Annotated in this window: 12 protein-coding genes and 1 pseudogene; 6 read left to right on the top strand and 7 right to left on the bottom strand. The window is 72.1% G+C overall.

Annotation, left to right across the window (positions count from 1 at the left end):
• Window positions 1–78 precede the first annotated feature (78 nt).
• On the top strand, window positions 79–657 hold the full coding sequence (locus CKO28_RS22280) for a cytochrome b (protein WP_200343098.1): 579 nt from the start codon (window positions 79–81) through the stop codon (window positions 655–657).
• A gap of 77 nt (window positions 658–734) precedes the next feature.
• The gene (locus CKO28_RS22275) at window positions 735–1,325 is read left to right on the top strand and encodes a YceI family protein (RefSeq protein ID WP_200343097.1); all 591 of its coding nucleotides are present in this window, start codon (window positions 735–737) and stop codon (window positions 1,323–1,325) included.
• Window positions 1,326–1,596: 271 nt separating this feature from the next.
• On the opposite strand, the gene purH is transcribed toward CKO28_RS22275, so the two are convergent.
• From purH to CKO28_RS22260, 4 genes and pseudogenes are all read right to left on the bottom strand, one after another.
• Window positions 1,597–3,183 (bottom strand): bifunctional phosphoribosylaminoimidazolecarboxamide formyltransferase/IMP cyclohydrolase, encoded by a 1,587-nt coding sequence (gene purH, locus CKO28_RS22270; RefSeq protein WP_200343096.1) that lies wholly within the window; start codon window positions 3,181–3,183, stop codon window positions 1,597–1,599.
• Window positions 3,184–3,304: 121 nt separating this feature from the next.
• Window positions 3,305–3,817: an MFS transporter gene (locus CKO28_RS28635; protein ID WP_242480739.1), complete on the bottom strand. Its 513-nt coding sequence runs from the start codon at window positions 3,815–3,817 to the stop codon at window positions 3,305–3,307.
• A gap of 70 nt (window positions 3,818–3,887) precedes the next feature.
• A pseudogene (locus tag CKO28_RS29450) lies at window positions 3,888–4,619 on the bottom strand (MFS transporter); the annotation flags it as partial.
• A gap of 365 nt (window positions 4,620–4,984) precedes the next feature.
• Window positions 4,985–5,641: a TlpA family protein disulfide reductase gene (locus tag CKO28_RS22260; protein ID WP_242480737.1), complete on the bottom strand. Its 657-nt coding sequence runs from the start codon at window positions 5,639–5,641 to the stop codon at window positions 4,985–4,987.
• Between the two features lie 122 nt (window positions 5,642–5,763).
• Between CKO28_RS22260 and argH the strand changes: the two genes are divergently transcribed.
• The 4 genes from argH to CKO28_RS22240 all read left to right on the top strand — a co-directional run bounded on the left by argH (window position 5,764) and on the right by CKO28_RS22240 (window position 11,601).
• On the top strand, window positions 5,764–7,131 hold the full coding sequence (argH, locus tag CKO28_RS22255) for an argininosuccinate lyase (RefSeq protein WP_242480741.1): 1,368 nt from the start codon (window positions 5,764–5,766) through the stop codon (window positions 7,129–7,131).
• Window positions 7,128–7,346, top strand: a complete 219-nt coding sequence (locus CKO28_RS22250) for a hypothetical protein (RefSeq protein WP_200343093.1) — start codon at window positions 7,128–7,130, stop codon at window positions 7,344–7,346. Before argH ends, CKO28_RS22250 begins: the two co-directional genes overlap by 4 nt.
• Entirely contained in the window at window positions 7,343–8,710 is a 1,368-nt protein-coding gene (gene lysA, locus CKO28_RS22245) for a diaminopimelate decarboxylase (protein ID WP_200343092.1), read from the top strand. Before CKO28_RS22250 ends, lysA begins: the two co-directional genes overlap by 4 nt.
• Before the next feature lie 104 nt (window positions 8,711–8,814).
• Window positions 8,815–11,601 carry a DUF4175 domain-containing protein gene (locus CKO28_RS22240; protein ID WP_200343091.1) on the top strand — a complete coding sequence of 929 codons (2,787 nt, stop codon included), beginning with the start codon at window positions 8,815–8,817 and terminating at the stop codon, window positions 11,599–11,601.
• A gap of 182 nt (window positions 11,602–11,783) precedes the next feature.
• Here CKO28_RS22240 and ftsY read toward each other — a convergent pair whose 3' ends face one another.
• Genes ftsY through dapF form a run of 3 tightly spaced genes read right to left on the bottom strand, consistent with a single transcriptional unit; the run spans window position 11,784 to window position 15,275 of the window.
• Window positions 11,784–13,109 (bottom strand): signal recognition particle-docking protein FtsY, encoded by a 1,326-nt coding sequence (gene ftsY, locus CKO28_RS22235; protein ID WP_242480736.1) that lies wholly within the window; start codon window positions 13,107–13,109, stop codon window positions 11,784–11,786.
• On the bottom strand, window positions 13,087–14,436 hold the full coding sequence (gene mtaB / locus CKO28_RS22230) for a tRNA (N(6)-L-threonylcarbamoyladenosine(37)-C(2))-methylthiotransferase MtaB (RefSeq protein WP_200343089.1): 1,350 nt from the start codon (window positions 14,434–14,436) through the stop codon (window positions 13,087–13,089). The genes ftsY and mtaB overlap by 23 nt, the downstream gene beginning before the upstream one ends.
• Window positions 14,433–15,275, bottom strand: a complete 843-nt coding sequence (gene dapF, locus CKO28_RS22225) for a diaminopimelate epimerase (RefSeq protein WP_242480740.1) — start codon at window positions 15,273–15,275, stop codon at window positions 14,433–14,435. The genes mtaB and dapF overlap by 4 nt, the downstream gene beginning before the upstream one ends.
• Between the last annotated feature and the right edge of the window lie 64 nt (window positions 15,276–15,339).

Genomic DNA, 15,339 nt, shown 5'->3' with positions numbered 1-15,339 from the left:
CCAAGAACGCCCCCAAGAACGCCCCCAAGAACGCCCACAGCAACGTCGAGCCACGAACGACAGGCGAGGCAGCCCGCCATGCAGATCCGCAACACCAAGACGCGCTACGGCGCGCTCGCGCAGGCCCTGCATTGGGTGATCGCGCTCGGCTTCGTCGCCCAGTTCGCGATCGCCTGGTACGCCGAGGGCGTGCAGGCGATGCAGCTGCAGTTCACGCTGTACAACCTGCACAAGTCGATCGGCGTGACCATCCTGGCGCTGGCGGTCGTGCGGGTCGGCTGGCGGCTGGTCAACCCGGTACCGCCGATGCCCTCGGGCAGCCAGCGGTGGGAGGAGCTCGCCTCGCGCGCCAGCCACGTGCTGCTTTACGGCCTGCTGTTCGCCCAGCCGATCGCCGGGCTCGTGTTCTCCATGGCGTCCAGCTTCCCGACGGTGATCTGGGGCGTCACCTTGCCCGACGTCGGCAATTCCAAGGCCCTCGAGGACACGTTCAAGGCGGTCCACGGCTACCTGAGCTGGGCGATTCTGGGGCTGGTCGGCGTGCACGTGGCGGCCGCGCTGCGCCATCACTTCGTGCTCAAGGACAACGTGCTGCGCCGGATGCTGCCGTTCGTCGCCAACAAGGACACGACCGGCATCCGCCGGCCGCAGGCGTGAGCCCCGGCGCGCGGGCCGCAGACCTTTTCACGACGGGCACGGTTCCCCAACCTCGCTTGCAAGGAGGCCCTGTTCCAATGGCCAACCGCCTGACCGCAACCGCGTTCGCCGCGCTGACGGCGTTCACCGCCAGCACCGCGCTGGCCCAGCAGGCGCCGGTATGGACCGTCGACCACGACAAGAGCCGGGTCGGCTTCATCGCCCAGCAGTCGGGCAACGCCGTGCCGGGCGAGTTCGAGCGGTTTCAGACCACCATCCGGTTCGACCGCGACAACCTCGAGGCCAGCTCGGTCGACGTGCGGATCGCCATCGCCAGCGTCACCACCGGCTCGCTGGACCGCGACCAGACGATCAAGTCGCCCAACCTGTTCCACGCCCAAAAGTACCCCAACGCCCGCTTTCAGGCCGACAGCTTCCGGCACGCCGGCGGCAACACCTACATCGCCGAGGGCAAGCTGACGATGCGCGGCACCACGCATCCGATCGACCTGCCGTTCGAGCTGGAGGTCACCCGCGACGGCGACACCCTGACCGCCGTCGCCGACGGCGAGGTGACGGTCAAGCGCCTGCGCTGGGGCATCGGCAAAGGGCAGTGGCAGGACACCTCGATGGTGCCCAACGACGTGGTGATCGAGATCGACATCCACGCCACCCGGCCCGCCGGGTGAGACGCGGCGCCGACGGTAGGTTGCCGTTACCGCGGCGAATCCACCTTAGAGCAAGATTCACGATGAAGGTCGACCAGAGCTTCATCGATTTTGCTCTAGCGGGTGCGCAAGCCGCGTCGGCGGGTCCCCTCTCCCTTGAGGGGAGAGGGCCAGGGTGAGGGTGGGACTCCACATCATATGGCGGGGAGTCCCACCCTCACCCTCCCACGACCCTCCGGGTCGCGGGCCCCTCCCTCTCCCCTCAAGGGAGAGGGGATGAACCGCGCCCGCTTCAGTGCCGGAAGTGGCGCATGTCGGTGAACACCATGGCGAGGTCGCGGGCGTCGGCGGCGGCGACGACCTCGTCGTCGCGCTTGCTGCCGCCCGGCTGGATGACGGCGGTGACGCCCGCCTCGGCCGCCGAGACCAGGCCATCGGCGAACGGGAAGAAGGCGTCGGAGGCGACCACCGCGCCCTCGGTGCGGGGCCGGGTCTCGCCCGCCGCCTCGGCGGCGTCGGCGGCTTTGCGCACGGCGATCCGGGCGGAATCGACCCGGCTCATCTGGCCCGCGCCGATCCCCACGGTGGCCCCGTTCTTGGCGTAGACGATCGCGTTCGACTTGACGTGCTTGCACACCCGGAAGGCGAACAGCAGATCGGCCCGTTCCCGGTCGCTCGGCTGCCGGCCGGTCACCGGGCGCAGATCGTCCGCGCTGACATGGCCCGCATCGCGGGTCTGCAGCAGCAGCCCGCCGGACAGCGTGCGCGCGGCGAGGCCGTCGCCGTCGGCCGCCGGCAGGCCGCCGGTTTCCAGCACCCGCAGGTTCTTCTTCGCCGCCAGCACGCGGCGCGCCGCCGCGCCCACGACCGGCGCGATCACCACCTCGGCGAACAAGTCCGCGATCTTCTCAGCGGTCGCCGCGTCGAGCGTGCGGTTGACCGCGATGATGCCGCCGAACGCGCTCACCGGATCGCACGCCAGCGCCTTGTCGTAGGCGTCCGCCAGCGCGTCGGCGACGGCGACGCCGCACGGGTTGGCGTGCTTGACGATCACCACGGCGGGATCGTCGAACTCCGCCACCGCCTCGAACGCGGCATCGGTGTCGTTCAGGTTGTTGTAGCTCAGGTCCTTGCCCTGCAGCTGGGTCGCGGTCGCCACCCCGGGGCGGCCGCCGTGCCGGCCGGCCAGCAGGTAGAACGCGGCGTCCTGGTGCGGGTTCTCGCCGTAGCGCAGCGTCTGCTTGCGCCGGCCGGCGAGCGACAGCTCGCGCGGGAAGGTCGTGCCCTCCTGGGCGTGCATCCACTCCGCCACCGCCGCGTCGTAGGCGGCCGTGTGGGCGTATGCGTCGGCGGCCAGGCGCCGGCGGTAGGTCTCGGTGACCGCGCCCGCGTGGGCGCGCATCTCCTGCATCACGCCGGCGTAGTCGTCCGGGTTCACCACGACGGTGACGAAGCCGTGGTTTTTCGCCGCCGCGCGGACCATCGCGGGCCCGCCGATGTCGATCTTCTCGATGCACGCGCCGCGGTCGGCGCCGCCGGCGACCGTCTGCTCGAACGGGTAGAGGTTGACCGCCAGCAGGTCGATCGCGGGGATGCCGTGCTCGGCCATCGCGGCCTGGTCGTCGACATGGTCGCGCCGGCCCAGGAGACCGCCGTGGATGCGCGGATGCAGCGTCTTGACCCGGCCGTCCATGATCTCGGGATGGCCGGTCACCGCCGCCACCTCGGTCACCGGCACCCCGGCTTCGCGGATCGCCCTGGCGGAGCCGCCGGTGGACAGGATCTCGACGCCGCGCTCGCTCAGGAACCGGGCGAACTCGGCCAGCCCCCGCTTGTCGGACACGGACAGGAGGGCGCGCTGGATCGCGGGATCGGACATCGGACGCTTCTCGGCCTCGGGTGGTCGCCAAGGGTCCTCGTTTAGGCAGGCCCGCCCGTGCGGTCAAGCACCGGCCCGCGCCACGCCCGGAACGGCCGGGCCCGGGCATCCGGGCGACGCGTCAGGCCTGCCGGACCGCCGGGGCGGCCGCGTCGTCGTTGGCCGCCGGCTCGGCCGGGTCGGGCGCGCTCACCAGATCGTCCGCGCCCAGCCAATCGGCCGGCTGGGCGATCCCGGCGGGCTCGGCGGCCGGCTGTTGGGCGACCGCGTCCTTCGCCACCATCGCGGCGGCGACCTGCGTGCCGGTCGCCGACAGGGTGGCGTAGTGGCCCTGCTGTTCCAGCGGCCGGGCCGCGCGGCGGGTCATCCGCCACAGCGCGAACCCGCCGATCGCCAGGTGCACCGCCGCCAGGAAGCCGAAATAGGCGACCGGGCCCCGCAGGTCCATCAGCACCGCGACCGACAGCGGGCCCAGGGTCGAGCCGACGCCGGTGACCAGGTACAGCTTGCCGCTCGCCGCCGGCATCTGGGTCGGGGTCAGGTAGTCGTTGGTGTGGCTGATGCACAGGGCATAGAGCGGCAGCGTCAGGCCGCCGAACACCGCGACCAGTCCGATCGTCGCCGCGTTCGACACGCCGGCCCCCCCAGCCCGCGGCGATCGCCGCCCCGGACGCGGCCAGCGTGGTCACGGTCAGCACCAGCCGCCGGTCGAACCGGTCGGACAGGACCCCGATCGGCCCCTGGGCCAGCATGCCGCCCAGATAGACCGCGCCCATGAAGGCGGAGATTTCGGCCACCGAGAAACCGGCGGCGCCGGCGTACACCGCGCCCATGCCGAGCGCCGCGCCATGCGCCACGCCGGTGCCGAAGCAGCCGACCACGCCCAGCGGCGAGGCGCGGTAGAGCTGCAGCAGCCCGACCTTCTCCGGCATCCGGATCGCCGGGGCGGGCGTGGCGCTCAGCAGCAGCGGCACCAGCGACAGCGAGATCAACACGCTGACCAGCGCGAACAGTTGGAACCGGGTCGGGTCGTCCAGGTTGAGCAGCAGCTGGCCGCCCGCCGTGCCGCCCATCAGCACCACCATGTAGACGGCCAGCAAGCTGCCGCGCGTCTGGTTGGTGGCGCGGTCGTTCAGCCAGCTCTCGGCGACGATGAACAGGCCGGCGAACGCGAACCCGGTGACGCTGCGCATGACCGCCCAGGTCGCCGGTTCGACGAAGATCGTGTGGATCAGCGTCGCCGTCGAGGCGATCGAGGCGAGCGCCGCGAACACGCGCACGTGCCCGACCGTGCCGATCATCCGCGGCACCAGCAGGCTCCCGGCGAGGAAGCCGACGAAGTACATCGACATGATCACGCCGGTCGCGCTGGTGGCGAACGATTCCAGCCCCGCGCGCACGCCCAGCAGCGAGGTCTGCAGCCCGTTGCCGAGCATCATCAGCGCCACGCCCAGGAAGAGCGGCCAGGAAGAGCGGATCGCGGCAAGCATGGACGGCACTCCATAGCAACGCGAAGCGCCGGCGGGCGTTCAAGCGTGCTGGCCGGTCGGGTCGTGGTTTTGGGATCGCGCAGGCGGGCGGGCTCGCAGGCAGGCGGCGCCGGAGCACGGCAGCGACCCGCGGCGCACCGCCGCCCGCGCGTTCGATATATGCTGCCGCGAGGACGTTAAATCCAGATGAATGCGATGCGATTCCGCGACGCCTGTCGCGCATTCAGCACAGTCCGGCGCGGTAGCCCGTTCGGGTCGGCCCGGCCGGGCGGATGGCGGCATCTTCCGGCCGATCCGCAAGATGCCGCCGCTCACCCGCCGGTCTGGATCGCACCGGCTTCGCGGCCCTGGTCGATGTAGTACTGGATCAGCCTGCGCGCGGCGTCGGAGTTCCAGTCGGCCGGGCCTTCCAGGCCGCCCACGACCTGGCCGCGGGCGTTCAGCAGATAGGTGGTCGGCATGCCGCGCAGGCCGAACGCCTGGGCCAGGCTGCCGTCGGTGTCGAGGTAGATCGGCAGCGCCTGCAGGTTCAGCTCCTCGCGCAGGAACGGCTCGACCTTGCTGAGGCCGCCGCGGTCCTGGCTGACCGCCAGCACCTGGAACGCCGCGCCGCCGAGGGCCTGCTGCAGGCCGTCCAGGGTCGGCATTTCCTCCACGCAGGGCGCGCACCAGGTGGCCCAGAAGTTGACCAGCAGGACCTTCCCCTCGAAATCGGCGAGCTGCACGGTGGCGCCGTCGCGGGTGGTGAAGGTCGCCTCCGGCGCCGGGCGCGGCTGGTCCGGCATCTGGAAGGCGTCGGCGAACCGGCCCTGCAGCGGCGGACCGTCCGCGGCCGGCGCGGGCGCGGTCCAAAGCACCGCCGCGGCCAGCAGCACGGCCAGCCCCAGCAGGCGCGCGGTCCGGGCGGACGGGCGGCGATCGTGGGCGGCGCGCGCTTCAACGCGGCCGGCGGTCTTTCCTTGGCGCATCGCTTTCGCTATCCCTTGCAACCATCATGACCCAGGCCGATCAGCATAACGCCGGCAACGGCGACGACACCGCGAGCCAGCCCGCGTCGCACGGCGACCCGGCGTCGCAAGCCGCCAACACGATGTGGGGCGGCCGGTTCGCCGGCGGACCGTCGGAGGCGATGGCGGCGATCAACCCGTCGATCGGCTTCGACCGCCGTCTCTACGCCGAGGATATCCAGGCATCGCGCGCGCACTGCCGCATGCTGATCGAGCGCGGCATCGTCTCGCGCACAGATGGGCAGGCGATCCTCGACGGTCTAGAGACGGTCAAGCGGGAGATCGAGCAGGGCAGCTTCAGCTTCAAGTCGGCGCTCGAGGATATCCACATGAACGTGGAATCCCGGCTGAAGGAGCTGATCGGCGAACCCGCCGGCCGGCTGCACACCGCGCGCTCGCGCAACGATCAGGTGGCGACCGACCTCCGGCTGTGGACGCGCGCGGCCGTCGACCGGCTGGACGGCCAGCTGCGCGCGGTGCAGCGCGCGCTGATCGAGCAGGCGGAATCCGGGGCGGACCTCGTCATGCCGGGCTACACCCATCTGCAGGCGGCCCAGCCGGTCACCTTAGGCCACCACATGCTGGCCTACGTCGAGATGTTCGGGCGCGACCGCGGCCGGCTGGCGGACGCGCGCAAGCGGCTCAACGAGTGCCCGCTGGGCGCGGCGGCGCTGGCCGGCACGTCGTTCCCGATCGACCGCGAGATGACCGCGCGCGAGCTGGGCTTCGACCGGCCGACGGCGAATTCGATGGATTCGGTCGCCGACCGGGACTTCGCGCTGGAAGTGCTGGCGGCGGGCTCGACGCTCGCGATGCATCTGTCGCGGCTGTGCGAGGAACTGATCCTTTGGTGCAACGAGGGCTTCGCCTTCGTCGAGCTGTCGGACGCCTTCACCACCGGCAGCTCGATCATGCCGCAGAAGAAGAATCCCGACGGCGCGGAACTGGTGCGCGCCAAGTCGGGCCGGGTGATCGGTTCGCTGATCACGCTGTTCACGGTGATGAAGGGCCTGCCGCTCACCTACGGCAAGGACATGCAGGAGGACAAGGAGCCGCTGTTCGACGCCTGCGACACCCTGGAGCTGTGCCTCGCCTGCACGGCGGGCATGATCCAGGACATGCAGCCGAACGCGGCGAACCTGCGCGCGGCGACCCAGAAGGGCTTCATCACCGCGACCGACCTGGCCGACTGGCTGGTGCGGGTGCCCGGCATGCCGTTCCGCGACGCCCACCACGTGGTCGGCCGGCTGGTCAAGCTGGCCGAGGACGCGGGCTGCGACCTGCCCGACCTGCCGCTCGGCGAGATGCAGGCGGTCGACCCCCGGATCACCGAGGACGTCTTCGAGGTGCTGACGGTGGACAAGGCGGCGGCCAGCCGCACGTCCCGCGGCGGCACCGCCCCGGACAACGTGCGCGCCGCCGCCACGGCGGCGCGGGAGCACTTCCTATGAGCCGACCGACCGCCAAGCTGACCCGCCGCGCGCTGGTTATCGGGCTGGCCGCCGCGCCGCTCGCGGCCTGCGGCATCAAGGGGCCGAACAAGCGGCCGCCGGACGCCGACCCGGCGTACCCGCGCACCTATCCGCCGCCCGACAGCGTGGTGCCGGAGGGCCGGCGCGCCCCCAATCCCCCCGAGCCCGCCGAGGGCGAGCAGGACGCCCAATGACGCCCTTCACCTACCGCGACGGCGGCCTCCACGCGGAAGACGTGCCGCTCAGCCGGATTGCGGATCAGGTCGGCACGCCGGTCTACGTCTACTCCCAGAGCGCGATCGAGGCCGCCTACGACCGCTTCGCCGGCGCCCTGGAGGCCGAGCTGGGCGCGGCGCGCACGCTGGTCTGCTACGCCATGAAGGCGAACTCCAACGTGGGCGTGCTGGCGGCGCTGGCCGCGCGCGGCGCGGGCGCGGACATCGTCAGCGAGGGCGAGCTGCTGCGCGCGCTCGCGGCCGGCGTGCCGGCGGACAAGATCGTCTACCCCGGGGTCGGCAAGACCCGCCACGAGATCGCCGCGGCGCTCAAGGCCGGGATCCACCAGTTCAACGCGGAATCGCTGCCGGAACTGGAGCTGATCGACGCGGTCGCGCGCGCGCTGGGGGTGCGCGCGCCGGTCGCGCTGAGGATCAACCCGGACGTCGACGCCAAGACCCACCACAAGATTTCGACCGGCCGGGCGGAGGACAAGTTCGGCATCGACGCCGACGCCCTGCCGGAGGTGGTCGAGCGCCTGCGCGCCCTCGACGCGGTCGACCTCAAGGGGCTGGCGGTGCACATCGGCTCGCAGATCACCGAGCAGGCGCCGTTCCGGCAGGCCTATACCCGCACGGCGGAGCTGTACCGCTGGCTGCAGGACGCGGGCTGGCCGGTCGACCGGATCGACCTCGGCGGCGGGCTCGGCATCGTCTACCGCGACGAGCCCGCGCCGGACGTGGAGGGCTACGCCCGCTTGGTGCGCGAAACCGTGGCCGAGACCACCGACGCCCGGCTGGCGTTCGAGCCGGGGCGCCATCTGGTCGGCAACGCGGGCGTGCTGGTGACCCGCACGCTCTATCTGAAGCAGGGGCGGGTGCGCCCGATCCTGGTGGTCGACGCGGCGATGAACGACCTGATCCGCCCGGCGCTGTACGAGGCCTGGCACGAACTCAAGCCGGTCGCCCGCGGCGCTGGCGCGGACGAACTGACCCAGATGGACGTGGTCGGCCCGGTGTGCGAATCCGCCGACACCTTCGCCCGGGCGCGCCCGCTGCCGGCGATGCGGGCCGGCGACCTGCTGGCGTTTTTCTCCGCCGGGGCCTATGGCGCGGTGATGGCGTCGGGTTACAATAGCAGGCTCCCGGTGCCCGAAGTGATGGTGCAGGGCGAGCGGTTTGCCATCGTGCGTCGTCGCCCTAGTTTCCAGGAGGTACTGAGTAGCGAGCAGGTGCCCGGCTGGCTTGGCCGCCCGGCGGACGCCGCGCCGGATCGAGCGCCGCCCGATACGCCGGTCGCCGGCGATCCGGCGGCGTCTGCCGGCACCCGAAAGACCGGCTGACGCCCGTCTAAAGCGCTGGACTTCGGGGCGCGGCCGGGTGGTTTCGGTCCCAGGAGGCCCGAGCGCGGGCGCCGCGCGCGGGCCCGGGCGAACAGGAGGCCGCGATGGCAGCGAACCGGCCTGGCAGCGAGACGCGCAGCGCGCGCGACGCCGCACGCACCCCCGAGCACCCCGATCACGATCGTGTGAGCGACGCCCTGCCCGGTCTGGGCTGGCGGCTCGCGGCTGCGCGCCTGGCGCTCAGCTGGGAACGGATCTGGCCGCAGCTTTGGCCCGCCGCCGCGCTGCTCGCCCTGTTCCTCGCGGCCGGTCTGACCGGACTGCTGCCCGCGCTCGGTTTCTGGCTGCACAGCCTCAGCCTGCTCGCCTTCGCGGCCGGCTTCGGCTGGCTCCTCGCGCGCGGCCTCCGGCGGATTCGCCTGCCCGACACCGACGACGCCCGCCGCCGGCTGGAGCGGGACAGCGGCCTTGCCCACCGCCCGCTGGCCGGCCTGGACGACCAGCTCGCCACCGGCAGCCAGGACGCCGCGACCGCCGCCCTGTGGCAGGCGCACCTGGAGCGCCTGCGCGCGACCATCCGCCGGCTGCGGGTCAAGCCGCCGCGCGGCTCGCTCGCCACGGTCGACCCCGCGGGCCTGCGTGCGGTGCCCGTGCTGCTGCTGGTTGTTGGCCTTGCGGTCGCCGGCGGCAACGCGCCGGAGCGGCTGGCGCGCGCGGTCGTGCCGGTCTATCCGAGCGCCGAGGTGCCGGCCCCCCAGGTCGACGTCTGGATCGACCCGCCGGCCTACACCGGCCAGGCGCCGCGCTACCTGGCGACCGCGCCTGAAAAAACGGCCAAGCGCGTCGACCTGCCCGACGGCAGCCGGCTGCTGGCGCAGGTGTCCGGCGGCACGGGCGACCCGGTGCTGCAGCTGGGCGACCGCACGGTTCGGCTGGAGCGCGCCGCCGAGGGCGCCTGGAAGGCCGAGATCGAACTCGACATGACCGCCGGTCGGGACCTCGCGGTCCGGCAGGGCGGGCAGGTGCTCGCCAGTTGGCGGCTGGGCATCACGCCGGACATCAGCCCGCGCGTGTCGTTCCAGGAGCCGCCCACCGGCAGCGAGCGCAACGCCCTCAAGGTCGCCTATCAGGCGACCGACGATTACGGCGTCGAGCACGTGCGCCTGCGCCTGACCCGCGCTTCCGGCGACCACAAGGGGCGCGACCAGCCGAATGCTGACCAGCCGGATTCTGGCCAGATGGATTCTAGCCAGGCGGATTCCAGCCAGATGGCGGGCGACGACGCCGGCGCGGCCGGCGGCTCGACGTCTGAGGGCACAGCCGGCGCCGCTGGCGGCAAGAACGCCAAGCAGAACGGCGGCGCCGGCAAGGCGATCGTGCTCGACCTGCCGCTGGCGGGCGGCGAACCCGGCGCGGTGGAGAACACCAGCTACCACGACCTGACCGCCCACCGCTGGGCCGGCACCGAGGTGCGCGCGACCCTGATCGCGGAGGACGCGCGCGGCCAGCAGGCGACCAGCGACACCCTGACCGTGACCCTGCCCCAGCGCACCTTCACCCACCCGGTGGCCAAGCGGCTGGTCGAGCTGCGCCGGCAGCTGACGCTCAAGCCCGACAACCGCTATCCGGTGATCCGGGAATTGAACCAGATCGGCCAGCGCCCGCAGCTGTTCAACGGCGACGTCGTGGTGACGCTGGGCATCCGCGCGGCCGAGCGCCGGCTGATCTACGACGACAGCGACCAGGCGGTGTCAGAGGTCCAGGACATCCTCTGGCAGACCGCGCTGCGCCTGGAGCAAGGCGACCTCGCGATCGCCGAGCGCGATCTGCGCCGGGCGCAGCAGGCGCTCGAGCAGGCGCTGAACGATCCCGACGCCACGCAGGCAGAGCTGAACCGCCTGATGGACCAGCTGCAGCAGGCGATGGACCGCTTCCTGCAGGCGATGGCCGAGCGGATGCAGCGCCAGATGGAGCAGGGCGTCCAGCCGCAGCAGCTGCCGGAGAACGCCCAGATCATGCGCGCCGAGGACCTGCAGAAGATGGTCGAGCGGATGCGCGAGATGACCGAGACCGGGGCGCGCGAGGCCGCGAAACAGATGCTCTCGCAGCTGCAGAACATGCTGGAGAATCTGCGCAACGCTCAGCCGATGACCGCCCAGCAGAGCCAGCGGGCCCAGCAGGCGCAGGAGATGATGGAGAACATGCGCGCGCTCGCCGAACGCCAGCGCGAGCTGCTCGACCAGTCGTTCCGCATGCAACAGCAGCAAGGCCAGCAGCAGGGCCAACGGGGCATGCGGCAGGGCCAGCCCGGCCAGCAGGGCCAACAGGGCATGCGGCAGGGCCAACGCGGCCAGCAGGGTCAGCAGGGCCAGATCGGGCAGGGCCGGCAGAGCGGCCCGGGTGCCGCGGCCCGGCAGGAGGCGCTGCGGCGCAGCCTGGGCCGGCTGATGCGCGATCTGGCGAACCAGCTGGGCGAGATCCCCGGCCCGCTGGGCCGGGCCGAGCGGGAGATGCGCGACGCCGCCCGCGCCCTGCGGCAGGGTCAGCCGGGCCAGGCCACCGGCCCGCAGCAGAACGCCCTGGACCAGCTGCAGCAGGGCATGCAGGCGATGCAGCAGGCGATGCAGCAGCAGTTGGGCAACCAGCCCGGCCAGGGCAGCGCGCCCGCGATGGGTCAGCGGGGTCTGTCGCCCGGCCAGCAGCGCGACCCGCTGGGGCGCAGCCGGCAGGACGGCGGCCGCGCCGCCAGTAACCAGGACGTTGAGATTCCCGACGAGATGCAGATGCAGCGCGCCCGGGAGATCCTGAACGAACTGCGCGAGCGCTCCGGCGACCGCAACCGGCCCGAATTCGAACGCGATTACATCGACCGGCTGCTGAACCGGTTTTAGAGCAAAATCGATGAAGGTCGAGTCGACCTTGATCGTGAACTTTGCTCGAACGGCTTGAAGAGAGAGCAAGAGTCAGCTGAAAGGTGGCTTCACCTTGCAGCATCTTGCTCTAGATCCGGCAGGTCGCTGGCCGCGCGTCCCCCTCGAGGAAGAGGGACCCGCCAAGACCCCGTGCCGCCCCTCTACCGCTCCGGGTCCAGGCCCATCAACGAGCGGGCGAAGGCGCGGGCGGAGAAGGGGCGCAGGTCGTCGGCGGTTTCGCCGACGCCGACCGCGTGCACGGGCAGGCCGTACTTGTCGGCGAGCGGGACCAGCACGCCGCCGCGCGCCGAGCCGTCCAGCTTGGTCACGGTCAGGCCGGTGACGTTGATCAGTTGCTTGAACGTCTCGACCTGGCTGAGCGCGTTCTGCCCGGTGGTGGCGTCGAGCACCAGCAGCACGTCGTGCGGCGCGTCGGGCGCCAGTTTCTGGATCACCCGCACGACCTTCTGCAGCTCGGCCATCAGGTTGGACTTGTTGTGTAGCCGCCCCGCGGTATCGATCAGCAGCAGGTTCGCGCCGTCCTTCTGCGCCTTCGCCACCGCGTCGTAGGCAAGCCCCGCGGCGTCCGCGCCGGTCTCCTTGGCGGTCACCGGGCAGCCGGTGCGCTCGCCCCAGACCTGCAGCTGTTCGACCGCGGCGGCGCGGAAGGTGTCGCCGGCGGCGAACTGCACCTTGTAGCCCTGGTCGACGTACTGCTTGCCGAGCTTGCCGATCGTGGTGGTCTTGCCGGAGCCGTTGACGCCGACCACCAGCACGATGTGCGGTTTGGCGGCCGGCTGGATCTCCAGCGGCTGGGCGACCGGCTTGAGGATCTCCTCGATGTCCTCGGCCAGCGCGGCGCGGACCTCCTCCGGGCCGGCTTCCTTGGGGAACCGCTCTTTGCGCAGGCCGCCGGCCAGCTTGGCCGAGGTGCTGACGCCGAGGTCGGACGCGATCAGCAGATCTTCCAGCTCCTCCAGCGCCTCGGCGTCGAGCTTGCGCTTGGTGAAGATCGAGCCGATGCCGTCGCCGAGCTTGCTGGACGAGCGCCACAGCCCGTCGCGCAGCCGCGCGACCCAGCTCTTGCGCGTTTGCCCGCCGGTGTCGCCGGCCTGCCTGGACTTGGCCGGCTGCTCCGGCACGGCCGCGGGCTGCGGCTCGGACGCCGCCTCCGCCTCCGGCTCCGGCTGGCGTGCGGCGGGCTGGTCCGGCGCGCGCTCCGCGGCCGGTGGCTTGGAGGCGGGCTCGGCCTCGCGCGCCGTCTGCTTGGCGTCGGTTTCCGACGCCGGCTTGGCGGGCGACGGCACCCAGCCGTAGCGGCGCTTGGCCGGTTTCTCCTGCTTGGCCGGCCCTTCGGCGGCCTGGGCGCCGGCGGTCCCGGTCTCGGCCGTCTCTGTGTTGGCTGTCTCGGTTTGGGCCGTCCCGGTTTTGTTTGGCGGGCCCTCGGCCTGCCCGTTCTGCTTCTTACGCTTGCGTCTCGGCCACAAGGCTGCCCCCTTCGACATGGGTCACGCGGGCGCGCACGATCTCCCCGGCCCGCCCATTCGAGCCGTCCGACCCCGGGACCACGCGCATCGGCGCGAACTGCTCGCTGCGGCCCTTCATCCGGCCGTGCGCGTCGGCGTCCTCCAGCAGCACCGTCTCGACCCGGCCGATCCGGCTCTGCAGGAACGCCTGGACGCGCTTGTCGCCGGCCGCGCGCAGGCGCCGCGCCCGGTCCTTGCGTTCGGCCTTGGGGACCGCCGGCATCTTAGCCGCCGGCGTGCCCGGCCGCTCGGAATAGGGGAAGACGTGCAGCCAGGTCAGGTCGAGCCGGTCGACCGCGTTCAGCGTGGTCCGGAAGCGCGCCGCGTCCTCGGTCGGGAAGCCGGCGATGATGTCGGCGCCGAATACCACGTCCGGCCGCGCGGCGCGGGCGCTTTCGACGCAGGCCAGCGCGTCGGCCAGGGAATGGCGGCGCTTCATGCGCTTCAGGATCAGATCGTCGCCCGCCTGTAGGCTCAGGTGCAGGTGACCCATCAGCCGGGGCTCGTGCTCCAGCAGACGGAACACGTCGTCGTCCAGCTCCACCGGATCGACGCTGGTCAGCCGCAGGCGCGGCAGCTCTGGCACCAGCTGCAAGAGCCGACGGCACAGCTGGCCCAGGGTCGGCTGGCCCGGCAGGTCCGGGCCGTAGCCGGTGATGTCGACGCCGGTCAGCACCACCTCGCGCACGCCGTTTTGGACCAGCTGACGGACCTCCTGGACGATCTGCCCGATCGGCACGGAGCGGTTGTTGCCGCGCGCGAACGGGATGATGCAGAAGGTGCAGCGGTGGTCGCAGCCCTGCTGGATCTGCACGAACGCCCGCGTGCGCGCCTCGAACGACTGCACCAGGTGGGACGCGGTCTCGCGCGCCGCCATGATGTCCTCGACCACGATCTTCGCCGGGGCCTCCGGCGCGTAGCTTTCCAGACGCAGCTTCGCCTGGTTGCCCAGCACGCGGTCGACCTCGGGCATCTGGGCGAAGCCCTCGGGGTGCAGCTGCGCGGCGCAGCCGGCGACCACGATCTTCGCCTCGGGATGCTCGCGCTTGGCCCGGCGGATCGCCTGGCGGGCCTGGCGCTCGGCCTCGCCGGTGACGGCACAGGTGTTGACGATCACCGCGTCGCCCAGACCGGCGAGCCGGGCCTGGCGCAGCATCACCTCGGACTCGTAGGCGTTCAGCCGGCAGCCGAAGGTCATCACCTGCGGGTCCGCCGCCGGGGTCGCCGGCGCGGTCTCCGCCGCAGGCGCCTGTGGCTGGTCCGGCTTGTGTCGGGTCGCCGTGGTCATGCCGCCAGCATCCGTCCGTTGAGTTGGCCGGTGAAGCTCTCCGCGACCGGGCCGGTCATCAGCACGTGGTTGTCGTCCTGCCAGTGGATGTCGATGTCGCCGCCGTCCAGCCGCAGGGTCGCCCGCCGGCCGGTCAGGCCGCGGCGCACGGCGGCGACCAGCGCGGCGCACGCGCCGGTGCCGCAGGCCTGGGTGATCCCGGCGCCGCGCTCCCACACCCGCAGTCGGATGGTGTCCGGGTCCAGCACCTGGGCGGCGGAGATGTTGGCGCGCTCGGGAAACAGCCGGTCGTGCTCCAGCCGCGGCCCGTGGGTCCCGAGGTCCACACCTTGCGCGTCGTCGACGAAGAAGACGGCGTGCGGGTTGCCCATCGAGACGCCGACCGGGTCCCGAAGCGGCCCGCTCTCCAGCAGGAGGTGGGCCGTGTCGACCTCCCTGGAAAGCGGGATCTCGTCCCAGCGGGTGCGCGCTTCGCCCATGTCGACGGCGATCCGGCGGGTGCCGTCGCTGTCCGCGCCGGCGTCCCAGGCGGGCAGCAGGCCGGCCATGGTCTCCACCACCACCTTGTCGCCGCTCCGGCCGGCGGCGCGCGCCTCGTCCAGCACCCGCGCGGCGACGCAGCGGGTGGCGTTGCCGCAGGCCTTGACCTCGCCGCCGTCGGCGTTGCGGATGCGCATGAACACGTCGGCGCGCGGGTCCTGCGCGGGCTCCAGCACGATCAGCTGGTCGCAGCCCACGCCGGTGCGCCGGTCGGCGATCCGCCGCGCGGTCGCGTCGTCCAGGTCGAACGGCACACGCCGGGCATCGACGACGACGAAGTCGTTGCCCAGCCCATGCATCTTGGTGAACGCGCGCTCCATGGCGCGGGTTATATGGGTGCGCGCGTTCACCAAGATGCATGGG

It is taken from the genome of Rhodovibrio sodomensis (assembly GCF_016583645.1).
Classification (GTDB): domain Bacteria; phylum Pseudomonadota; class Alphaproteobacteria; order Kiloniellales; family Rhodovibrionaceae; genus Rhodovibrio; species Rhodovibrio sodomensis.
Note: the sequence above shows the minus strand (reverse complement) of the source record. Positions and strands in the feature narration are given on the sequence as shown.